At 64.4% G+C, this 22139-nt stretch carries 21 protein-coding genes; 9 read left to right on the top strand and 12 right to left on the bottom strand.

The genetic code is table 11. The features are described 5' to 3' along the window. Window positions 1–58 precede the first annotated feature (58 nt). From FHW69_RS00340 to FHW69_RS00325, 4 genes are read right to left on the bottom strand one after another with little or no spacing between them, the layout of a single operon-like run. Window positions 59–1966 carry a GAF domain-containing protein gene (locus FHW69_RS00340; RefSeq protein ID WP_183421016.1) on the bottom strand — a complete coding sequence of 636 codons (1908 nt, stop codon included), beginning with the start codon at window positions 1964–1966 and terminating at the stop codon, window positions 59–61. Continuing rightward, on the bottom strand, window positions 1959–2528 hold the full coding sequence (locus FHW69_RS00335; RefSeq protein WP_183421015.1) for a biliverdin-producing heme oxygenase: 570 nt from the start codon (window positions 2526–2528) through the stop codon (window positions 1959–1961). Before FHW69_RS00335 ends, FHW69_RS00340 begins: the two co-directional genes overlap by 8 nt. Window positions 2529–2531: 3 nt before the next feature. Further along, window positions 2532–2924 carry a hypothetical protein gene (locus FHW69_RS00330; RefSeq protein ID WP_183421014.1) on the bottom strand — a complete coding sequence of 131 codons (393 nt, stop codon included), beginning with the start codon at window positions 2922–2924 and terminating at the stop codon, window positions 2532–2534. Window positions 2925–2950: 26 nt separating this feature from the next. Beyond that, window positions 2951–4210 (bottom strand): ectonucleotide pyrophosphatase/phosphodiesterase, encoded by a 1260-nt coding sequence (locus tag FHW69_RS00325; RefSeq protein WP_183421013.1) that lies wholly within the window; start codon window positions 4208–4210, stop codon window positions 2951–2953. Between the two features lie 118 nt (window positions 4211–4328). Here FHW69_RS00325 and FHW69_RS00320 point away from each other — a divergent pair, with 118 nt between their 5' ends. After that, window positions 4329–4700, top strand: a complete 372-nt coding sequence (locus FHW69_RS00320) for a hypothetical protein (protein WP_183421012.1) — start codon at window positions 4329–4331, stop codon at window positions 4698–4700. On the opposite strand, the gene FHW69_RS00315 is transcribed toward FHW69_RS00320, so the two are convergent. Both FHW69_RS00315 and FHW69_RS00310 read right to left on the bottom strand, forming a co-directional pair. Beyond that, window positions 4675–5235: a methylated-DNA--[protein]-cysteine S-methyltransferase gene (locus FHW69_RS00315; RefSeq protein ID WP_183421011.1), complete on the bottom strand. Its 561-nt coding sequence runs from the start codon at window positions 5233–5235 to the stop codon at window positions 4675–4677. The two genes, FHW69_RS00320 and FHW69_RS00315, sit on opposite strands and share 26 nt — an antisense overlap. Then, window positions 5232–6716, bottom strand: a complete 1485-nt coding sequence (locus FHW69_RS00310; protein ID WP_183421010.1) for a DNA-3-methyladenine glycosylase 2 — start codon at window positions 6714–6716, stop codon at window positions 5232–5234. The genes FHW69_RS00315 and FHW69_RS00310 overlap by 4 nt, the downstream gene beginning before the upstream one ends. A 134-nt stretch (window positions 6717–6850) precedes the next feature. On the opposite strand from FHW69_RS00310, the gene hutU reads away from it, so the two are divergent. After that, window positions 6851–8521 (top strand): urocanate hydratase, encoded by a 1671-nt coding sequence (gene hutU / locus FHW69_RS00305; protein WP_183421009.1) that lies wholly within the window; start codon window positions 6851–6853, stop codon window positions 8519–8521. Between the two features lie 21 nt (window positions 8522–8542). Here the strand turns inward: hutU and msrA are convergent, their stop codons facing one another. Then, window positions 8543–9220: a peptide-methionine (S)-S-oxide reductase MsrA gene (msrA, locus tag FHW69_RS00300; RefSeq protein WP_183421008.1), complete on the bottom strand. Its 678-nt coding sequence runs from the start codon at window positions 9218–9220 to the stop codon at window positions 8543–8545. Between the two features lie 234 nt (window positions 9221–9454). On the opposite strand from msrA, the gene FHW69_RS00295 reads away from it, so the two are divergent. From FHW69_RS00295 to FHW69_RS00285, 3 genes are read left to right on the top strand one after another with little or no spacing between them, the layout of a single operon-like run. After that, a complete protein-coding gene (locus FHW69_RS00295) occupies window positions 9455–10729 on the top strand; it encodes an HD-GYP domain-containing protein (protein WP_221195339.1) in 1275 nt (424 codons plus the stop codon). 43 nt (window positions 10730–10772) lie between these two features. Continuing rightward, on the top strand, window positions 10773–12023 hold the full coding sequence (locus FHW69_RS00290; RefSeq protein ID WP_183421007.1) for a GGDEF domain-containing phosphodiesterase: 1251 nt from the start codon (window positions 10773–10775) through the stop codon (window positions 12021–12023). A gap of 34 nt (window positions 12024–12057) precedes the next feature. Then, complete coding sequence (locus FHW69_RS00285; protein WP_183421006.1) at window positions 12058–12594, top strand: YaeQ family protein; 537 nt, start codon at window positions 12058–12060, stop codon at window positions 12592–12594. A 41-nt stretch (window positions 12595–12635) separates the two neighbouring features. Here FHW69_RS00285 and FHW69_RS00280 read toward each other — a convergent pair whose 3' ends face one another. The 5 genes from FHW69_RS00280 to FHW69_RS00260 form a co-directional block, all read right to left on the bottom strand. Then, a complete protein-coding gene (locus FHW69_RS00280) occupies window positions 12636–13391 on the bottom strand; it encodes an enoyl-CoA hydratase/isomerase family protein (protein WP_183421005.1) in 756 nt (251 codons plus the stop codon). A 172-nt stretch (window positions 13392–13563) separates the two neighbouring features. After that, entirely contained in the window at window positions 13564–15030 is a 1467-nt protein-coding gene (locus FHW69_RS00275) for a DUF4139 domain-containing protein (protein ID WP_183421004.1), read from the bottom strand. A 95-nt stretch (window positions 15031–15125) separates the two neighbouring features. After that, the gene (locus FHW69_RS00270) at window positions 15126–15560 is read right to left on the bottom strand and encodes a thioesterase family protein (protein WP_183421003.1); all 435 of its coding nucleotides are present in this window, start codon (window positions 15558–15560) and stop codon (window positions 15126–15128) included. Continuing rightward, window positions 15557–18478, bottom strand: coding sequence for an excinuclease ABC subunit UvrA (uvrA, locus tag FHW69_RS00265; RefSeq protein WP_183421002.1), 2922 nt, complete (start codon window positions 18476–18478; stop codon window positions 15557–15559). Before uvrA ends, FHW69_RS00270 begins: the two co-directional genes overlap by 4 nt. Before the next feature lie 79 nt (window positions 18479–18557). After that, complete coding sequence (locus FHW69_RS00260) at window positions 18558–19205, bottom strand: hypothetical protein (protein ID WP_183421001.1); 648 nt, start codon at window positions 19203–19205, stop codon at window positions 18558–18560. A 133-nt stretch (window positions 19206–19338) separates the two neighbouring features. On the opposite strand from FHW69_RS00260, the gene FHW69_RS00255 reads away from it, so the two are divergent. The 4 genes from FHW69_RS00255 (at window position 19339) to cgtA (ending at window position 21829) form a co-directional block, all read left to right on the top strand. Then, window positions 19339–19860 (top strand): DUF2059 domain-containing protein, encoded by a 522-nt coding sequence (locus FHW69_RS00255; protein WP_183421000.1) that lies wholly within the window; start codon window positions 19339–19341, stop codon window positions 19858–19860. 190 nt (window positions 19861–20050) lie between these two features. Continuing rightward, complete coding sequence (gene rplU, locus FHW69_RS00250; RefSeq protein WP_183420999.1) at window positions 20051–20365, top strand: 50S ribosomal protein L21; 315 nt, start codon at window positions 20051–20053, stop codon at window positions 20363–20365. Between the two features lie 20 nt (window positions 20366–20385). Beyond that, the gene (rpmA, locus tag FHW69_RS00245) at window positions 20386–20643 is read left to right on the top strand and encodes a 50S ribosomal protein L27 (RefSeq protein WP_139984162.1); all 258 of its coding nucleotides are present in this window, start codon (window positions 20386–20388) and stop codon (window positions 20641–20643) included. Between the two features lie 118 nt (window positions 20644–20761). Continuing rightward, on the top strand, window positions 20762–21829 hold the full coding sequence (cgtA, locus tag FHW69_RS00240) for an Obg family GTPase CgtA (protein ID WP_183420998.1): 1068 nt from the start codon (window positions 20762–20764) through the stop codon (window positions 21827–21829). Window positions 21830–22139: the final 310 nt, after the last annotated feature.

The following is a 22139-nucleotide window of genomic DNA, read 5'->3' as shown; positions in this document are numbered from 1 at the left end:
GCGCGGAAGTTTCGGGAAAGCCGGCTTTGCGGCGTTATGGCAAGCCTCGCCCCCCCAATCACGGCTCCGGGTGGTGGATGGTCATCCAGTGGGTGACACGGCCCTGGCTGTCGGTGACCGGCTCCAGTTCGACGCGGCCGGGGCGGGAGCCGCCGTCGTGGTGGCGCAGTGCTATGCGCAGGCGGGCAATGGCCTGGGCGTGGAAGGCGCTTTCCAGTGCGGCGAGCGCAGCCGGGTCGGTGTCGTTTTCCGCCAGCAGGTTGCGCATGGGAATGCCGGCGACCTGTTCGATGGCGTTGCCGGTGGCCCGGGTGTAGGCGTCGTTGACGAAGACCACGGCGCAATCCTGCCAGCGGTCGGCGGAGGCGTCGGTGATGATGGTGACCTCTTGCAGGCGTGCGAGCGACGCGCGCAACAGGGCGAAGCTCTGCTGGTAATGCTTGCGTTCCATCATCTCGATCAGCACGCGCAGGCCGCGCGCGGAATCCAGATGGGCGCGTGACCATGGGCGAGAACGGCCGCGCACCGTTTCCTGCCACGACGTGAAGCTCTGGCGCGGCGACATGCGTGCGCCGGGGATGTTTTCGAGCTTGGCCAGCTGAGGGTTGCCTGCCCAGCGCACGTGCCTCACTTGTTCGGCACGCGTCCAGATCACGGCGTTGTGCGCATCGGATTGCAGCGGCATGAAGATGGCGCCCGCCGCCAGCGAGGTCATGGCCGGATCGTTCAGTGCAGGGAAGCGTTCGCCGATGGCATCGGTATGCAGCACGCCTGCAATGCCGTCCGGGTCGTTCGATATGCCGGTGCCCACATATTCGCGAATGGCGAGCAGCGAGGCCTCGTCGGGCAACATGCCGTGACGCATGACGAAGTTGCCGGCGAAGATGGCCACGCCATCGGCGTCCACCACTTCCAGCAGTTCCGGCGCCAGCGACGCGAGCAGTTCCGGATCAATGTGCTCGCTTTCGTTGAATGCCGTGATGAGTTTTTCGCGCACGGTGAGCAGCGTGCTTTCGACGTCGATCGTGTGGATTTCCTCGATGGCACCCACACGCGCGGCAAAGGCGCGTGCCAGCGCATCGGCGGTGTCGCGCATCTGGTGATCGGCGAAGAAGGGCGAGTAGTGATGGCAGGCGATCAGCCCCCACAGCTTGCCGTTGTTCACGATGGAGGCAACCAGCGTGGCGGTGACGCCCATGTTGCCCAGATATTCCAGGTGCACGGGTGACACGCTGCGCAGCGACACGTCACTGAGGTCGGTGGCTTCGGAGGTTTCCGGATCGTATGGCGGCAGGATGCGCGAGGGCACGTAGCGGCAGTCGCTGATCTGGCGCACGCGGTTGCGCAGATACAAGGCGCGCGCCTGCACGGGAATATCGGTGGCCGGATAGTGCATGCCGAGATAGGCCTCAAGGGTTTCCTCGCGCGCCTCCGCGATCACTTCGCCATGCCAGTCGTGGTCGAAGCGGTAGACCATCACCCGGTCGTAGCCGAACAGCGAACGCACCAGTCGCGCCAGTCGCTGCGCGGCGCGTTCCACGGTCTTGTCCGATTCCAGGCGACGCCCGAAGTCGTAAGCGACACGGATGGGATCGTCTTCAAAATAGGACTCACGCGGCTCGATCTCGATCATCCAGCGTGTGTCGTAAACATGCACGCATGCCCACATGGACGCACCGCCCGGTATGGCGTGCGGCAGCGTGACGGCCATCCACGGGCTGTGGAACGGCGGTTCCTCGTGGACGTGCGTGTCGTCGGGAAAGTGCAGCACTTCGTGCAACGGCGCTTCAAGCAGTTGTTCGAGCGGCAGGCCAAGGATGTCCGGCGCGTTTTCGCTGGCCTGAAGGATGGCGTGCGAGGTCGCATCCACCACCAGCAGTACGCCGTGTGGCTGGATGGATCCGGGAATGTGGATCGGTTCGCGGTCGCAAGCGGTAAGGTCTGGCAGGTCGCGTGTATCAGGCATGCGAGATGCGGTCCTGGAAGGTGGTCTGGAAGCGCGCGAACATGTGCCGTGCGCCGCGGATCGCCCTCGCCTGCGCCGGTTCTTCGGCGAGCACGTCATCGAGAATCTGCTGGAAGCACCGCCAGGATGAACCCTGATCGTCACCCACGCCATAAAAGCGATGAGCCGCATCGGGGAACCGCTGGCGAAGTCCGCGCACGATCAGCTGTCCGCCGAGCGCCGATCCTTCGATGACATAGAGCATGCCCCATGATGCGGATTCATCGACCACGTGGCGTGAAGATACGGCCGCCTCGGTGGGCAGTGTGCCGCCCAGTTCAGCTACATCCCGGGCGAGCAGATCGGCGCGCGAACGCCATGTCCAGCCGTGGCGGGCGACGGTGTCGGCCAGCCACTGGGCGTGGTCGCGTTCGAAGTCGCGGAACAGCACCCATTGAGCCGCAAGCAGGCCGGCATAGCCTGCGCGGCTGAGCGTGCCATCCAGCAGATGGCGCATGACGGGCGCGGCTTCTGCCGCATCGTGGGCGTCGCGCGTTTGCTCGCGCAGCAGGCGGTGGGGCACCACCTAGATGACCCGCATGGCCTTGAGGAGATAGACCAGGCCCATGCCGACGACCACCGCGAGCATCATCAGGCGAACGCGTGAGGCGGTGCGCATCTGCGGGGCACGGCGATCAGGCTGCCGGGACATGGCCAGTTCTTCCTGAAAGCGCACGACCGGCTCGATGCCGATCTCTTTCAGGAGTGCGCGGGCGGGGGCGAAATCATCGGCACCGTTGACCCACACCTGTGGCCAGGTTTCGCGATTGTCCATGCGCTGGGAATAGCTGAAGCGCTGATACGTCGGGCGATTCCAGGTGGAGCGGTTGGTCACGGTCGTTTCGATGCCCTTCTCGGCGAGAAGGGCAACGACACGGTCGATGTTTTCGAGTCGGGGCGATGTATAGAGTTGACGCATGCCCCAATTCTACGCGAGCCCGCCGGTCAGCGGGCAGCGGGCCGGAGTGCGTCTTTCACCTCATCGAAATGACCGTCGTTCGATTCACCGTGGATGCCCAGCAGATGGATCATCAGCGGGTATACGTCCACGTTCGGGAACGGCGCGATGGTGGCACCCGGCTGGAACGACGGGCCACGGGCCACGAAGAGGGCGCGCATCGTGGGGTCCTGATTGTCGTAGCCGTGCTCACCCAGTGACATGGGCGACGTGCGCTTGGCCAGGCCCGCGTGGCTCACGATGGTCCAGCCGGTCTGTGCCATGCAGATGATGGCCGGTACGCGCGGGTGGGTGCCGTACTGGAAACGCGCGGGCAGGTCGCCCTTGCGGTAGCACTGCATGTGCTCGTGCGGCGCCAGCAGGGCAGCTTCGGCCTTCGCCGAACCTGAGCCTTCACGCAGGTTGAAGGTGGCCATGACGCCGTAGGAGACCTCGTCCAGCTGGGTCACATCGGCGATGTCGTCGGCGAAGATCACGTGATCCGGCGGCAGGTAGGCCATGCCGTGGTCGGACAGCACGATGATGTCCATGCGGTCGTACAGGCCGCGGGCCTTCAGACCAGCTACCAGACGTGCCAGGGCGGCATCCACATCCACCAGCGCGGCGTTCACTTCCGGTGAGTCGGGGCCGTGCTCGTGGCCAGCGTGGTCCACGGTGTCGAAATACAGCGTGTCGAACATGGGCTTCTTGCCCGGCTCGTCGATCCACGCCAGCAGCTGGTCCACGCGGCCGTTTGAGGTGATGTCGCCGTCGTAGGCGATCCAGTGGTCCGGGCGCATGCCGCGTATGCTGGCCTCCGTGCCCGGCCAGAACATCGTGGCGGTGCGCAGGCCCTGCTTCTGGGCGGTGACCCAGATGGGTTCGGCGCCGTCCCACCAGCGGCCGTCGCTGGTGGCCGAGCGATTCGACAGGCTGAAGCGGCCCAGCGCCGGATCGGACATGGTGTTGTTCACGATGCCGTGGTGATCGGGAACCCGGCCGGTGACCAGCGTGTAGTGGTTGGGGAAGGTCAGCGACGGAAACGACGGCAGCATGTACGGCGCATGGGCGCCTTCGGTGACCATGCTGGCGAGCGTGGGGGTCAGATTGCGGTCCAGATAGTCCGGGCGGAATGCATCAATCGAGATGAGCAGCAGCGGGTGACGTTCACGCGTATCTGGCTTGATGGAGGGGCTGGCGCACGCCGACAGCGCCGCGAACGTGAACACAAGCATGCTGCGCAACAGCGGACGAAACGGGAAATTCATGGAGGAGACCGTAGGCTTGGAACAGGAGGAAATCCTCCTATGATGGCCTGTCCATATGACTAATTCATCTCGTTTTCCGCATCAGGTGTCGTTATTACTTGCGTCCATGGCCTTTTCAATGGCTGTTTTCGCGCAGACAACCACACCTGCCAAACCGGCCCGCGCAGTGGCATCACCGCCTCCGGCGGCTCATGCCGTGGTTCCCACGCGGCCCGCTGAAGTCCGCTGGCAGCAGGCGGCGCAACAGCAGCGCGCCCAGGGTCAGATCCAGCAGAACGCCGTGCAGCAGCAGATTCGTCAGGGCAATCAGGCGCAGATTCGCCGGAACACCACGGACCCCAATCTGCAACGCCAGCAGGATCAGAGCGCCCAGTCGCAGCAGCAGCTTTATCAGAACCAGCAGCAGTCGGCGGTGCAGCGTTACAACGCCACACCTGCCGGGCAGAACCCTGGCAACGCGCCGGTTACGGCCGGGTCGGCGGGGCGCTGAACAGCGACGGTTCGCTTGACGCGCGTTCCAGCGCCAGCAGGTAGCGTTTGGCGGGAAGGCCGCCGCCAAATCCGGTCAGCGTGCCGTTGGCGCCAATGACACGATGGCACGGCACGACGATGGATAGCGGGTTGGCGCCGTTCGCGGCGCCAACGGCGCGAATGGCTTGTGGATGGCCGATACGGCGTGCGAGCTGACCGTAGCTTTCGGTCACGCCAAACGGGATGTCCTGTAGCCCGCGCCATACGGCTTGCTGAAACGGCGTTCCTTCCGCGCACAGCGGAAGGTCGAAGCGTTCGCGTTTTCCTGCGAAATGATTTTTCAGTTGAGCGACAGCGTTGTGGAGGATGTCCGCCGCGTCGCGTTCTTCAGGCGTGCCAGTTTCTTCCAGCGCCATGGTGGGAGGCGCGGGGCTCCAGCGTCGGCGTTCGTGGAAGTCGGCGAATTCGATGGCCGTGAGGCCTTCTTCGGTAGCCAGCAGGCGAAGCCGCCCCACGGGTGAGGCGATGGTGTGTTCTACGTGGCGTCGTGTCATGGCGCAGGTCCGTCCGTGCTCAGGCGCCACAGATGCATCACTGCGTACGCGCGCCACGGCCGCCATGCTTGTGCGCGCAGCGTGAGCGCGCGCGTGGAGAGTTCTTCGCCTGTGGTCGATGCCGCCCGACGCAGAATCAGGTCGGCCGCAGGGAACGCATCCGGGTGGCCCAGTGCGCGCATGGCCAGATACTGGGCCGTCCAGTCCCCGATGCCGGGAAGGGCGGTCCACAGCGCTACCAGTTCGTCCAGCGTGCGATCCGTGCGAAAGTCCACCCGGCCGTCGCGCACAGCGGCGGCCACCGTATTGATGGTGGCTGCGCGGCCGGTAGTCAGGCCGATGTCGCGCAGGTCGACGTCGGCGAGGACTGCTGGCTCGGGAAACAGGCGATCCAGCCCCGGAAGCGGCGATGGCTCGATGCGCTGGCCGTAGCGATCCACCAGGCGCGTGGCCAATGTGCGGGCTGCCGCCACGCTGACTTGCTGGCCGAGAATCGCGCGTACTGCGATTTCAAAACCGTCCCATCCGCCGGGCAGTCGCAAACCCGGGCGACGGCGCACGGCCGGCCCCAGCACCGGATCGTCCTCGAACGTCGCGGCGACCATGGCCGGATCGGCATCCAGATCGAACAGCCGGCGAAGCCGGATCACGATGTCCTGCAAGCGCGCGGTATCGGGGCAATGCAGTTCCAGGCGCAAGGCGGCGCTGCCATCGGGCCATGCACTCACGCGCAGCCAGCCGGGGCGATCAGCGGGACCGAACACACGTGCGTACGAGGTGTCGTCCACTTTTTCGATACCGGGCAACGCGCGCGTTGCGAGGAATTGCAGCAACGCATCCAGATCGTAGGGTGGCCGATAGGCGAGCCGAAGCACCAGCGGCTCGCCCGCCACGGCGCGCGGATGGCGGCGCAGCTCGCGCGGTTGAATATGGTTGGCATGGGCAAAGGCCGCATTGAACCGACGCAGGCTGCCAAAGCCCGAAGCCAGGGCTACTTCGGTGATCGGCATCGCGGTTTCGGTCAGCAACTGCTTGGCGAACAGCAGGCGTTGCGTGGTGCGCACTTCGATGGGGGATACGCCGAGCCGCTCCACAAACAACCGGCGCAATTGCCGCGAACTCAACGAAAGCTGCGCAGATAGCGCATCCAGTGATGCGCCATGCATGGCGTCGCTTTCCAGCAGCTTCAGCGCGCGTGCCAGCAGCGTGTCTCCGCGCCGCCATGCGCCATCGGCGGGTGACAACTCGGGTCGGCAGCGCAGGCAGGGGCGAAAGCCTGCGGCCTGTGCTGCTGCGGCATTGGCGAAGTACACGACGTTGGATGGCTTGGGCGCTGGTGCGGGGCACACCGGACGGCAATAAATGCCTGTGCTGGTCACGGCGGTGAAAAACAGGCCGTCGAAGCGCGCGTCGCGGCTCAGGCGGGCCGCTTCACAAATGGCCGTGTCGGGCAGGTGGCGGGTAGCTTGGTCCGGGGTCATGGAGGGAAGCGTACACCGCGCAAAATCATGAAACTCGCCGTTTCCGGACATCAATGCTGCGTTGCGGATGGCCGTTCTGACAGGTCGCGGCACATAATCGGCGATTCGCCTTCCCCACGCTTCCGAGATAAACCATGACTGCCGCGACGCGTATCGACACCACCCGCACCATCCGCGCACCGCGCGGCACCGAGCTGACCTGCAAGAGCTGGCTGACTGAAGCGCCGTTCCGCATGCTGCAGAACAACCTCGATCCTGAGGTGGCAGAGAACCCTGCCGAACTGGTGGTTTACGGAGGCATCGGTCGTGCGGCGCGCAACTGGGAATGCTTCGACGCCATTCTTCGTGCGCTGCGGGAACTGCGCGACGACGAAACGCTGCTCGTGCAGTCCGGCAAGCCGGTGGGTGTGTTTCCCTCGCATGTGGATGCGCCGCGCGTACTGCTTGCCAATTCCAATCTGGTGCCGGCGTGGGCCAACTGGGAGCACTTCAACGAACTGGATCGCAAGGGCCTCATGATGTACGGCCAGATGACGGCCGGCTCGTGGATCTACATCGGTTCGCAGGGCATCGTGCAGGGCACGTACGAAACCTTCGTGGAAATGGGTCGCCAGCACTACGGCGGCAACCTTGCCGGTCGCTGGATTCTCACCGCCGGCCTCGGTGGCATGGGCGGCGCGCAGCCGCTGGCCGCAAGCCTCGCCGGTGCTTCGTCGCTGACGATCGAATGCCAGCAGAGCCGCATCGACTTCCGTATCAAGACCCGCTACGTGGACGAACAGGCGCACGACATCGACGACGCACTGGCGCGCATGGAGCGCTACGCGAAGGAAGGCCGTGCAGTATCCGTGGCGCTGCTGGGCAACGCGGCGGATGTGCTGCCGGAACTCGTGCGCCGCGGCGTGCGTCCGGATGCCGTGACCGATCAGACCAGCGCACACGATCCGGTCAACGGCTATCTGCCCTCCGGCTGGACGGTGGAGGAATGGATGGAGCGCCGTGTGTCCGACCCCACGGGTACCGCACGTGCCGCCAAGGCATCCATGCGCACGCACGTGGAGGCCATGCTGGCGTTTCATGCGCGCGGCATTCCCACCTTCGACTACGGCAACAACATCCGCCAGGTGGCCAAGGACGAAGGCAGCACGAATGCATTCGATTTCCCGGGCTTCGTGCCGGCATTCGTGCGTCCGTTGTTCTGCCGCGGGGTTGGCCCGTTCCGCTGGGTGGCGCTTTCGGGTGATCCGGAAGACATCTACAAGACCGATGCCAAAGTGAAGGAACTGATTCCCGACGACGCGCACCTGCACAACTGGCTGGACATGGCGCGTGAGCGCATCAGCTTCCAGGGTCTGCCAGCGCGCATCTGTTGGGTGGGTCTTGGCCAGCGTCACAAACTCGGCCTCGCGTTCAACGAGATGGTCCGCAATGGTGAACTCAAGGCGCCGGTGGTTATTGGCCGCGATCATCTGGATTCAGGCTCCGTCGCCAGCCCGAATCGCGAAACCGAGTCGATGAAGGACGGTAGCGATGCCGTCAGCGACTGGCCGCTGCTGAACGCGATGCTCAACGTGGCCGGTGGCGCCACATGGGTCAGCCTGCATCACGGTGGTGGCGTGGGCATGGGTTACAGCCAGCACAGCGGCGTGGTCATCGTGTGCGATGGCAGCGAGGCCGCAGACAAGCGCATCGCGCGCGTGCTGTGGAACGATCCGGGCACGGGCGTGATGCGCCACGCTGACGCGGGCTATCAGGACGCCATCGACTGCGCCCGCGAGCAGGGCCTCAATCTGCCCATGATCTGACGACGCGCGCCCGCCGGATCATCAGCGGGCGTTGGCCCAGGTGGCTGTGTATTGCTGCGGATAAATGCGCTGCAATGCCAGCACCTTGGGCAGGTCGTTGATCCGGATGTACATCGAGTCCGGATTCAGGCGCATGTAATTCTGGTGGTAATCCTCGGCCGGATAGAACGCCGTCAGCGGCGTTACCGCCGTGACGATGGGGGCGGAGAACGCGTGCGCCGTGCCCAGTTGAGCGATATAGGCCTCGGCCACACGCTTCTGCTCCGGTGTGGCATAGAAGATGGCCGAGCGATACTGCGTGCCATGGTCCGGCCCCTGTTCGTTGAGCAGGGTGGGGTCCTGAGCGACCGAGAAATACACCTTCAGCAACTGGCCGTAGCTGACGACGGCCGGGTCATAGACGATGCGCACCGACTCCGCGTGACCGGTGTCTCCCTCGCTCACATCCTCATAATTGGCGTGCCGGGCGTCTCCCCCGGTGTAGCCGGCCGTGACGTGCTTCACGCCGCGCACATGCTCAAACACACCTTCCACCCCCCAGAAGCACCCGCCCGCCAGCACGGCGATCTGCTCGCCGGAGGCAGGCGCGGCATCTGTGGCGGGGTCGGGCAGCCGGATACCGTCATCGCGCGCAAACGCGGACGTGCAGGCAGTAAGAGAAAAAGCGGCGAGAGCAACAAAAAAGGGGCGGCGGAACATGGATGGTTCTCCTGTGCTTACCCGTGGCTTACATACAGACCGGGGCAGGACGGATTCCATGGCAGCAGGTTTGTTACAGTTCCCGATGATGTAGCCGATACATCGGAGCCACCTTTCAGAAGGATCGGCGCGTCAGGGCAGATACACACAGCGTGCACACGTCCTGCCTGACGCTGCCGCGCGCGCTTGGGGGCGCGCCAGGGGGCGGGTCGGTCGATCCGCTGCAGCGGGTGGATGTCGTTCGGTTTTGGGGGAAGTGTGGCGTACGATCTGGTGGAAAGGCGGGTCGCCGTAAGTGCTCTGGAGGTCGGCATGTATGTATGCCGACTGGACTGCGAGTGGGACGAAACGCCGTTTCCCCTCCAGGGCGTGCCCGTCCGCAACCAGAACGACATCGACGCTCTCCGCCAGCATTGCCGTTATGTCTTCGTGGACCTGTTGCGCCGTGTGACGCCTGATCCCGTACCGGGTGACACCGCACGACCGCCGCCCCGGACAGCCCGCGCTGCTCCGACCCACCGGCCGCCGTCCCGGCGCCTGTTTCCCGAGCGCACCTACACGGATACGGCCATCTTCGACGACGAACTGCCCCGCGCAGGTGACGCTTATGAGTCGGTTTTGAGCTATGTCGAGAAGATCGTCGACGATCTGGCGCATGGCCGTCACATTGATCCGCAGGAAGTGGAAAACGCCGTGCGGCCGATGGTCGAGAGTGTGTTGCGCTCCGGCGACGCCTTCCTGTGGATCGAGAGCCTGCGTCAGCGCGACAGCTACACCTACCGTCACGCCGTGAGTTGCAGCACGCTTGCTGCGGCCTTCGGACGGCATATGGGTTTTTCAGAGGACGCCATCGTCAGCCTCGCGGCGGGTGGCCTGCTGATGGACGTGGGAAAGTCGCAGCTGCCCGATGAGCTGCTGACCCGCGCTGGTGCCCTCACCGAGGCCGAAACCCTGCTGGCCCGCCATCACGTCAATGAGGGACTGGCCATCCTTGAGCATTCCGGTGTCACCGACCAGGAAGTGCTCGATATGGTGCGAACGCATCACGAGCGGTTCAACGGCACGGGCTATCCGGAAGGGCTGACCGGTACCGATATTCCCCTGGCCGGGCGCATGGCGGCGATCATTGATACGTACCACGCCATGTCCTCGCCGCGCCCCTATCGACCGGCCGTCTCCCAGCACGTGGCGCTGCGCACGCTTTACGCGGGGCGTAACGCCGACTTCCAGGCAGAGCTGGTCGAGCAGTTCCAGGCGTGCATCGGCGTTTACCCTACCGGTTCGCTCGTGGAACTGGGAACCGGCGAAGTTGCCATCGTTATGGTGCAAAATCACGCCCGGCGCCTACAGCCCCGGGTGGCGATTCTCACCGCCCCGGACAAATCGCCGCTGGACGATTTTCTTATCGTGGACCTGATGCGACAGGTGGGCCCGGAGCGCAGAGACATCGTGCGCACGTTGCCGCCCGGAAGCCACGGTATTGATCCCAAGGAGTATTTTTTGCAATGAGCGCCACGTTCCAGTCATCAACAGCACGCCAACCGGGGTTCCTGTGACCGACCGCGCTCATATTTTCACCGCGATGCAGGCGTTGCTTGATCGCGACAGTTCCCGCGAGGGACTGTGCGCCGTGCTGGTGGTCCGCCTGCGTGGCATGCGCGAGGCACAGCTGCGTTTCGGCTACGGCTTCGGCAACGAGATCATGCTGGCGGCGCGCGAGCGCATCGTGGAAATCGTGCGCCATATCGACAAGGTGTTTGTCGCGGCCGACGACACGTTTTTGCTGTTGCTTCCCGCTGTGCGCAACCGCACGCATGCGCTGCTTGCTGCCACGCGCCTGGTTGGCGCATTCGACGAGCCACTGATGTGCGGTTCGCGTCCCTGGCACGGTCGCGCGGTAATCGGCGCGGCGATGCATCCGGAGCACGGCGCTGCCGCGGAGCTTCTGTGTCGACGCGCAGAGATCGCCCACGACGAAGCGCTTCGCATTGGCGAACCGTTCGCGATGTATCAGCCGGACAACACCCAGGTCGAAATTCTTTACGGCGAGCTTCGCGAAGACATCGAGGCCAATCGCCTGCAAGTCTATTTTCAGCCGCTGATGGACGTGCGTCAGCAGACCATCACTCGCGTGGAATCGCTGGCGCGGTGGAACACCCAGAATCACGGGGAAGTCGCTCCGGTCGACTTCATTCCCTTTGCCGAACGCAGCGACCTGATCGTGCCGCTCACGCGGTGGAGCCTCAACGCGTCGCTGCGTCAGGCGGCCGCCTTGCACCGCGCTGGCTCGCCGGTGGATGTGGCGATCAATCTGTCGCCGCGCGTGTTTGTGGAGCAGGGTTTTGCCGAGCAGATGCTGGGTGCGCTGGATATATGGGGCGTGCCTGCCGAATCGGTGATTGTCGAAGTCACGGAAACCGCGTTGCTCACCGACCTGGACATGAGCGTGCGCGTGCTGCGTCGGCTGCGTGATCGGGGCGTCCGCGTGGCCATCGACGACTTCGGCACCGGTTACGCCTCGTTCGCGTACCTGCGCCATTTTCCCGCGACCGAGCTCAAGATCGACCGCACCTTCGTGGACGCCATCATCGAGGACGCCCGTACCGAGCAGCTGGTGCGCGCGATGGTGGAAGTGGCGCACCGGCTTGGCATGGAGGCGGTGGCCGAGGGGGTGGAGAACCAGGAAACCCTGGATCGACTCATGGGCATGGACTGCGACATGGTGCAGGGTTTCCATATTGGCCGCCCGGTTCCGGCCGACTCATTTGTGACCCAGCGGCTCGCGGGGGTGGCCATCGTGTAGGCTTTGCGGCCTCTACGCTGGAATTTCCCCGCCCATGGCACTCAAATCCACGGTCTTCAAGGCTGACCTTCAGGTCAGCGACATGGACCGCCACTACTACCAGGCCCACCCGCTCACCATTGCTCAGCATCCGTCGGAAACCGACGAGCGCATGATGGTCCGTGTGCTGGCCTTCGCGTTGAACGCCGACGAGTCGCTGGTGTTCGGCAAGGGGCTGAGCTCGGACGACGAGCCGGATCTGTGGCGCAAGGAGCTCACCGGCGAGGTCGATCTGTGGATCGAAATCGGCCAGCCGGACGAGCAGCGCATTCGCCGTGCCGCCGGCCGCGCCAACCGCGTCATCGTCTATACATACAGCGGCCGCAGCGCCGAGGTGTGGTGGAAGAAGACGGCGGCGGCCGTCGCGCGCACGAAGAATGTGACCGTGATTGATATCGCACCGTCCACGGTGGATGCGCTGGCCGCACTCACCGCCCGCACGATGCAGATACAGTTCATGGTGCAGGACGGCCAGGCCCAGATCATCAGCGGCGATGCCGTGGTGCCGGTGGAGCTGACCGTGCTGTCCTGAGCCTGATCCTTGTGGGAGCGAGCGTGCTCGCTCCCCAAGGGTCATTTGGCCTTGAGCTTTGCCACCAGCGCCTTCAGCGTGCTCTGGGTTTCTTCCGACAGGAACGCGTCGACGAAATCTTCGATGGGCAGCGACGCCGGGTCTGCATAGGCCTGGGTCAGATCGGCGCGTGCGATGGCGCGCGTGCGCAGCATCGCCTTGCGCGGCATGGCCAGAAGGTCACGCAGCCACACCGTGGCGCGCGTGGTCACCTGTTCCACGCCCACCAGTTCATCCACCAGCCCGACAGCCAGCGCCTGCTCGGCGTCGAGCATGGCGCCCGCCGTCAGCAGGCGTTCCGAGCGATATGCCCCGACGGTGCGACGCATGATGAGCTGGATCGGTTCGGGCACGGGCAGGCCCACCTGTACTTCATTGAGGCCAATCCGGAACGGCCCGTGCGCCATCACGCGGTAGTCGCAGAACAGTGCGATCACCGCGCCGCCAGCGGGGCTGTGCCCCGTGACGGCGGCCACGATGGGCACCTGCGAATTGGCCAGCGCGCCACACATCAGGAAGAACTCGCGCCAGTACTCACTGATGCCCGCCCTGTCCTTGACCAGCAGGGCAGGCACGTCCACGCCGGCAGAGAACATGCCCTGCGCACCGGAAATGACGATACCCTGGGCGCCGTTCGCCGGCGCATCCGTCACGGCGTCCCGCAGTGCCCGGACCAGTTCCACGTTCAGCGCATTGACGGGGGGACGGGCAAGGCGGATTTCGTGAATGCCGTCTTCCAGCGGAAAGATGTCGATCATGGAAACTCCAGGCGTATTCGGGTGGTTACCGGTCGCGTCGTGCTTCGCTGGCCAGCCAGCTGTAGTGCACCGAATATTGAAGTGTAGCGCTGCCGTGGGCCGGAACGCCGATCTCGTAAAGCAACCCCTTTTTCGACTGCTTTGCCGGTTGCACGCGTCGGCCTCTGCTGTTTCAACGGTTGCGAGCCACGTCGCCAGCGGTCCAGGTGTAACGGACGGCGTAGTCGAGCGTGGCCGAGCCGTGCGCCGGAATGTCGACCTTGAACTCAATCGTATCGGGCGTCTGCTTCGATGCCTTGACCGATGAGCTGGTGAGTTTCCAGCCACGCCAGCGGTTGGGATGCTCGCGCACGAGGACGGTGCGTGCGGTGTCACCTGCATTCTTCAGCGTGACGCGGAAACCTTCGTCCAGTTTGTGGCCGGCGTCATCGAGGGTGAAGCTGGTCTGTTCGCGCGACGCGGTGAGGTCGAAGGCTGCGCCCAGAACGATGGTGGCATCGTTGCCCTTCGCGGTGTCGGACAGGCGGCCTTCGCCAAGCAGTTCGGCGTTGCCATCGCGGTCGTCGATCAGTACGCGCACGTAACCTGCGGGCATGCTGTCGAAAGCCTTCATCTTGATGACGGTCTGAATCGGCGTGCTCTGATCGCCGAAGAATTCGCGCTGCAACTGCGGCTGCGGCGGAAGGTATACGCCGCCGTTTTCATACAGCGCGATGCGCTCGCACGCGATGTCGCGCGACGCATACAGCGGCGTTTGCGTGACGCTGCCATCGGGCAGGTCCACGGGCGAGGGCAGAGTGAAGGTGCGCAGGTCGGCGAGCGTGGCCTGCTCGGGCATGGCGGCGTCCATGGCCATGGGCACCTCAGCCACGCCGCGCGCAGCCATCGAGAACATGCGGGCAGGTGGTGCCTTGGCGCGGTTGGCATCGCCGGCCACCAGCTTCAGCGTGGCGCTGTTCCAGTCGCGGCCGCTGCGGTTGGCGATGCTGGCGGCTGCGTCCAGCGTCATGTGGCAACCTTCGCCCGGCGCCAGGAGCGCCGTGTAGGCGCCGCGCCAGCCCAGACCCGAGGTCGGGTAGCTGAGCGATGCCGTGGATGCGCCTGCGCTGCCCGCGTTGACGCGCACCTGAAGCGACGAGCCGCGTGCCACATCGCTGTTGCCCGCGACGCGAAGGGCCGCGTAGTCGCGAACCAGCGTGGACTGGCCGCTGCTGTCCTTGACCACGAGACCGTCGCCACCACGCTGCAATACGCCGCTGACGATGGGCTGGCCACTGCTGCCGATCACGACGACCTGTTTGCCAACCAGGCCTGCGACGGCGCCGGTATAACCCTGGCCGAGCAGCAGTCGCTGCGATACGACGGAGGTGTTCTTGCCGGGGAAGCGAAGCGACATGGCTTCGCTGTCCAGTGCGGCGGGAAGGCCGTCCACTGTCAGGTCCTGGACGCCGCTGCGCAGATCGAAATCCCGGCGCTCGTGCACCACGGCGTAGCCGTCGCTGGAGAAGGCCTCTCCCGTGGTCTGGAACAGCGAGTCGCCATCGGCGCGATAGAGCGTGATGCTCACCGGCGGCTCAGCCGCGAGGGCAGGCAGGGCAACGGCGGATGCGACGGCAAGGGTGAGCAGGCGACGATACATGGCACTCTCCATGGGGATGTGCCGGAGATCATACGCAACATATTGCGCCGCTTGATGTACCGGAGCCCACCGGCTGGCGGCGGGCTCGGGAAGGCTCAGGCCGCCGCGGTGACGGCGTTGCGCACGGCGTCGGGCAGCGGGACCGGACGACCGGTTTTCGGATTGACCCACACCACCGTGACGTTGCCATCGCAGTGGATGCGCGTGGCGTCATCGCGCGCGACCATGCGATGTCCCACGGTCATCGAGCTGGTGCCGACGCGCTCGCAGAAAAGCTCCACGTCGATCTGCGCCGGCCACTCGATGGGCATGCGGTAGTTGAGCTGGCTGGCCGCCATCACGGGTGCGCATTCGGCCGAGTACCACTCACCGTCCAGCGTCAGCAGCCATTGCAGACGAGCTTCTTCCAGGTAGGTGAGGTAGTTGGAATTGTTGACATGGTTATAGGCGTCCAGATCGCGCCAGCGCACCGCAATGGGGGCGATCAGCAGCGGCGAGGGCGAGGGCGTCTTGCTGGCTTCGGTCGTCATGCGGATTTCTTTTTCTTCGCGGCGGTCTTGGCCACCGGCTTCGTGGTGGATTTGGCGGCCGTCTTTTTGGCAGCCGCTTTGGCAGGTGCCTTCGCTGGCTTCAGATGCGGCTTCAGGAAACGTCCCGTATGGGACTGCGGCGTGGCGGCAATGGTTTCCGGCGTGCCGCTGACCAGGATGCGTCCACCACCGGCACCGCCTTCGGGGCCAAGGTCGACCAGCCAGTCGGCGGTCTTGATCACATCGAGGTTGTGTTCGATGACGACCACGGTATTGCCGTGATCCACCAGCTGATGCAGCACGGCCAGCAGTTGTTCGATGTCGTGGAAATGCAGACCCGTGGTCGGCTCGTCCAGCACGTACAGCGTGCTGCCGGTGTCGCGCTTGGACAGTTCCTTGGACAGCTTCACGCGCTGGGCTTCGCCACCGGACAGCGTGGTCGCGCTCTGGCCGAGCTTGATGTAATCCAGGCCCACGGCGCGAAGCGTTTCCAGTTTTCGCGCAATGACCGGCACCGGCTCGAACAGGCGGAAGGCATCTTCCACGGTCATGTTCAGCACGTCGGCGATGGTGTGGCCCTTGTAGAGCACTTCCAGCGTTTCACGGTTGTAACGCTTGCCGTGGCACACGTCGCAGGGAACATACACGTCGGGGAGGAAGTGCATTTCCACCTTGATCATGCCGTCGCCTTCGCAGGCTTCGCAGCGACCGCCGCGCACGTTGAAGCTGAAGCGGCCCGGCGTGTAGCCGCGCTGGCGTGACTCGGGCACCTGCGCAAACAGCTCGCGCAATGGTGTGAACAGGCCGGTGTACGTGGCAGGGTTGGAGCGCGGCGTGCGGCCGATGGGGGACTGGTCGATGTCCACCACCTTGTCGAACAGTTCCAGGCCTTCCACCGATTCGTACGGCGCGGCCTGTTCACTCGAACCATTGAGTTCGGTAGCGGCAAGGCGATAAAGCGTGTCGTTGATGAGGGTGGACTTGCCCGAGCCGGACACGCCAGTGATGCAGGTGAACACGCCCACGGGAATCGCCAGATCCACGTTCTTCAGGTTGTTGCCGGACGCACCCTTCAGTTCGATCCACTGGTCGTCGCGTGCTTCGCGGCGCGTCTCGGGCACCGCAATGCCACGCTCGCCGGAAAGGTATTTTGCCGTGACCGAACGCGGCGACTTCATCAGCTGGTCGAGCGTGCCCTGACCGACGATCTCGCCACCGTGCACGCCCGCGCCGGGACCGATGTCCAGCACGTAGTCGGCTGCACGGATGGCGTCCTCGTCATGTTCCACCACGATCACGGTGTTGCCGAGGTCGCGCAGGCGGGTGAGGGTGCCAAGCAGGCGTTCGTTGTCGCGCTGATGCAGGCCGATGGACGGCTCGTCCAGCACGTACATCACGCCCACGAGGCCCGCGCCAATCTGGCTGGCCAGGCGGATGCGCTGGGCTTCGCCACCGGAGAGCGAATCAGCCTGGCGATCCAGGGTGAGGTAGTTCAGGCCCACGTCGTTGAGGAAGGTCAGGCGTTCGCTGATTTCCTTCACGATCTTGACGGCGATCTCGCCGCGCCAGCCTGGCAGTGAAAGCTTCTGGAAGAAGCCCAGCGCGTCGTCGATGGCCAGCGAGGTCAGGGACGGAATGGCGCGGTCAGCCACAAACACGTTGCGGGCCGACGGGTTCAGTCGCTGGCCTTCGCAATCGGGGCAGGGATGATCGGCGATGTACTTGGAAAGCTCTTCGCGGACAGCGGCCGATTCGGTTTCCTTGTAGCGACGCTCAAGGTTGACCAGGATGCCTTCGAAGCGATGCTCGCGGGTGACCTTGCCGCCGCGCTCGGTGACATAGCGGAACGGAATCACGTCCTTGCCCGAGCCGCGCAGCACGGCGTTCTGCACGGATTTGGGCAGCTCGCGCCACGGCGTGTCCGGGTCGAAGCCGTAGTGCTTCGCCAGCGAAACGATCATCTGGTAGTAGTACGCGTTGCGACGGTCCCATCCACGGATGGCGCCGCCAGCCAGGCTGAGTTCCGGATGGCCCACCACGCGCGCGCCGTCGAACACCTGGGTGACGCCCAGGCCGTCGCAGGTGGGGCAGGCGCCCACGGGGGAGTTGAACGAGAACAGGCGCGGTTCCAGCTCCGGTAGCGAGTAGTCGCACATCGGGCAGGAGTAGCGCGACGAGAACAGTTGTTCGTCTGCCTTCTCGTCGTCCATGTCCACCAGCACCACAATGCCGTCGCCGAGACGGATGGCGGTCTCGAAGGATTCGGCCAGGCGCTGCTTGATGTCTTCGCGCGGACGGAAGCGGTCGATCACCGCTTCGATTGTATGTTTCTGGCGCAGCGTCAGCGCCGGCACGGCGTCCAGGTCGTACACCACGCCGTCGACGCGCGCACGCACGAAGCCCTGCGCGCGCAGCTGGTCGAACACCTGCACGTGCTCGCCCTTGCGCTCACGGATGACCGGTGCCAGCAGCATCCAGCGCTTGTCGGCGTCCAGCGCCAGCGCGTGGTCGACCATCTGGCTGATGGTCTGTGCCTCCAGCGGGATGCCGTGGGTCGGGCAACGCGGGGTTCCTACGCGGGCATACAGCAGGCGCAGGTAATCGTAGATCTCGGTAATCGTGCCCACGGTGGAGCGCGGATTGTGCGAGGTGGATTTTTGCTCGATGGAGATGGCCGGCGAAAGGCCTTCAATGTGATCGACGTCGGGCTTTTCCATCATCGACAGGAACTGTCGCGCGTACGCCGAAAGTGATTCGACGTAGCGGCGCTGACCTTCGGCATAAATCGTGTCGAAAGCGAGCGAGGATTTGCCCGAGCCGGATAGTCCCGTAATCACGATCAGGCGATCGCGGGGGAGGTCCAGGTCGATGTTCTTGAGATTGTGCGTGCGAGCGCCGCGGATGCGAATAGTGTCCATGTACGCAGCGAAGTGGGGGAAGTCGCCGACTATAGCAAGAGGGCGTGGACGGCCTGTGGACAAGACTGCTGACACGCGTTCAGCGCAGGTCTGGTGTCAGTCCTTTCAGGGGCGTGCTCAGGGTAACGCGGGCCTTTTCCCACTCCGGTTTCCAGGGAACGACGGCCACGCCGCGCGGGTCGGCCGCGTAGGTCTTGCGCCCGTCCGGCCCGTCGATGGTGGCCGTCTGGCCGGGGCCGGGGAAGATCAGCTTCAGTCCGCGCACCTTGGGCGCGAAGATCCGCAGCAGGCCCGCCTGCAAGCGGATGGCCTCCATCATCACCGGCACGGATTCGGCCAGGGTCGCGTAGGACATGCTCGTGCCGGGCGGCACGCGGGCCGGGAAGGTCATGTCGAAGTCGAGACGGGACTTCGGGTAGTTGATCCGGATGGTGGACTCGGGCATCCCGGCCACTTCGCAGCGCGGATCGAACGTATGGTCGGCGTCCAGTACGACCGGCGAGGTGCGGCCGTCGGGCTGGTGCAGCTCCATGGTCAGGTCGGCGGGAATGGGGCCGCCCCTGGGTTTGGCCACCAGACGGGGGTGAAAGATGTGCTCCGGATCGGCCGGGCGGGATTTGGCAATGCCCGCGCAGATGGGCGCCAGAGCCATGTCGCGGTAATCGGCAGCCGCGGTGGAACCGCAGCCGATAAGGCAGACCAGAGGCAGGAGGCGGGCAGACGGCATGGGCTCAGGGTTCCCTTTCAGGGACGCGGCGGTGGGCCGCAAACACCCCAGGTGTTCAGGGGCCGGTCGTTCGTGGCTAATATGCAACGCCGCCCTGTCTGGGGCGCGTCAATCATCATTGAGGAGCGTAGCGATGCGGAAGTGGACAGGGATTGCCGTCGGCCTTGCGCTGGCGGGTTGTGCGGGTCAGGCGCTTGCGGCACCGCCCAGCGAGCAGCAGGTTCGCCAGTTGATGGACGCCGTGGGCATGGGACGCATGTTGAGTGCGATGAACGGCCAGATGGCGGCGGTCATGCAGAAGTCGCTTCCGTGCGTCCCGGCCAGCTACTGGCAGGGTTTCGTTGACGCCAACGCCACCAACCAGCTCATCAGCCGCATGGTGCCCGTCTACCAGAAGCATTTCACGGCCGAAGATATCGACGGTCTGCTTACGTTCTACAAATCGCCGCTGGGCCAGAAGGTCATCACCCAGATGCCCGCCACGATGTCCGAAGGCATGGTCGTGGGCCAGGCCTGGGGGCGCGAGCGCGGCGAGCAGATGATTTCCCAGTTGCGCACCCAGGGCACCCTGAACGCTCAGGGGCAGTGCCCGGCTACGGCGCCTGCCGCAGCGCCCGCTGCTGCGCCGGCCAAGGCTCCGTCGAAGAAAAAGTAACAAAAACAGCGAGATGAGCTTTTCATCCGGGGAAGGCGAGCCATCTGGCTCACCGAGGGAAGCCCCACCGGGCTTCCCCTCTGCCGCTGCCTTGGGCGCCCCCAACCCCCTGTTTGACCTCGCCTTTCCGAGGTAGCTATAATTCGCGATTCGCAGTACCCCCAAGAAGAACTACAGAAGGGATAATCCCATGAGCTACGCAGTCATCAAGACTGGCGGTAAGCAGTATCGCGTCATGCAGGGCGAAGTCCTGCGCGTGGAGCTGCTCAACGCCGAAGTCGATTCCACGTTCACGTTCGACCAGGTTCTCCTGGTTGGCGAAGGTGAGTCGATCACCGTCGGCGCCCCGCTGGTCGCCGGTGCCACCGTCAGCGCGAAGATTCGCAACCACGGTCGCGCGGATAAGATCCGCATCATCAAGTTCCGCCGCCGCAAGCACAGCAAGAAGCAGCAGGGACATCGTCAGCATTACACCGAAATCGAGATCACTGGCATCACTGCCTGATCTGCTGGAGGATATGAGTCATGGCACATAAAAAAGGCGTAGGTTCCAGCCGCAACGGTCGCGATTCGAACCCGAAGTATCTCGGTGTGAAGATCTACGGTGGCCAGGCTGTTGAAGCCGGTAACATCATCGTGCGTCAGCGCGGTACCAAGTTCCATGCAGGCGTTGGCGTCGGTCTCGGCCGCGACCACACCCTGTTCGCGCTCGTTGACGGCACGGTTGCCTTCAAGGTCCGCGGCGACAAGGGTCGCAAGTTCGTCGACGTCGTCCAGGCTTAATCGCCTCGCTCGATGCGACAGCAAAGGCCCCGCTCAGGCGGGGCCTTTCGTTTATGCGGCAATGGTTTCAGGCATCGGCTTACAATGGGCCGGGCCACTTCAAGGTCAGGCAATACCCATGAAATTCGTCGACGAAGCGAACATTAAGGTCACGGCCGGAGACGGCGGCAACGGCTGCGTCAGCTTCCGTCGTGAAAAATTCATTCCCTTCGGTGGCCCCGATGGTGGCGACGGCGGCAACGGCGGCTCGGTCTGGCTGGTTGCGGACGAAGGCCTGAACACGTTGGTCGACTTCCGTCACCAGCGCACGTTCAAGGCGCCTCGCGGTCAGGGCGGCATGGGTAGCCAGATGTACGGCAAGGGCGGTGACGACATCGAAGTCCGCGTGCCGGTGGGTACGGTCATCACCAACGTCGATACCGACGAAGTGATCGGCGACCTCACCGCCAACGGCATGCGCCTGAAGGTGGCGCAGGGTGGTCGTGGTGGCCTGGGCAACATCCATTTCAAGAGTTCAGTGCATCGCGCGCCGCGCAAGATGACGCCGGGCACGCCGGGCGAAGTGCGCGAGCTGAAGCTCGAACTTCGTCTGCTGGCCGACGTCGGTCTGCTCGGCTTCCCGAACGCCGGCAAGTCCACGTTTATTCGTGCCGTGTCGGCGGCGACGCCGCGCGTGGCCGATTATCCGTTCACGACGCTGCACCCCAACCTGGGCGTGGTGCGCATCGGCACCGACCAGAGCTTCGTCATCGCCGACATTCCCGGCCTGATTGAAGGCGCAGCCGATGGTGCGGGTCTGGGCATCCAGTTCCTGCGTCATGTGTCGCGCACGAGTCTGCTGCTGCATGTGGTCGACATTGCGCCCATCGACGGTTCCGATCCGGTGGAGCAGGTGCAGACCATCGAGCAGGAACTGGCGAAGTTTGATGAGGAACTGGTCACGCGTCCGCGCTGGCTGGTCATCAACAAGGCCGACGTGTTCTCCGACAAGGACGAACTGAATCGTGTGGCCAACGACATTGTCGAGCGCCTGAACTGGACGCAGCCGTGGTTCCTCGTGTCCGCTGCTGGCGGTGAGGGCACGTGGGATGTCTGCATGCAGGTGCAGCAGTTCTTCGACGCTGAGCGTGCTGCTGCACGTCAGCGCACGGAAGAGCTTGACGACGTGCGCATGCGCGGCGAGTAAACGCCGCTTTACGCAACGCTGTTTTGAATCAGAACATCCCGCAGAAGACTGGCGTCTTCTGCGGGATTTTTTTGCGTGCATTGTTATCCACAGCGCATGTGGACAGTCACTGCATAAGCATGTGGATAAGTGCAAAGCAGCCTTGGCCGGCAGTGACTTGCGTTGCGCTGCTTAAAAATCGACCACGCACGGAGCATCACGTTGCTGCGGTGAGAACGAGCTTGCCCCCATGGAAAAGCGCGGTTATCCACAGCAGGTGTGGACAGTCACTGCATAAGCATGTGGATAAGTGCGATGGGGCCTTTGCGGC

The organism is Luteibacter sp. Sphag1AF (assembly GCF_014192715.1).
Taxonomy (GTDB): Bacteria; Pseudomonadota; Gammaproteobacteria; order Xanthomonadales; family Rhodanobacteraceae; genus Luteibacter.
The sequence above is the reverse complement of the archived record's forward strand: the minus strand, read 5'-3'. Positions and strand labels throughout refer to the sequence as shown.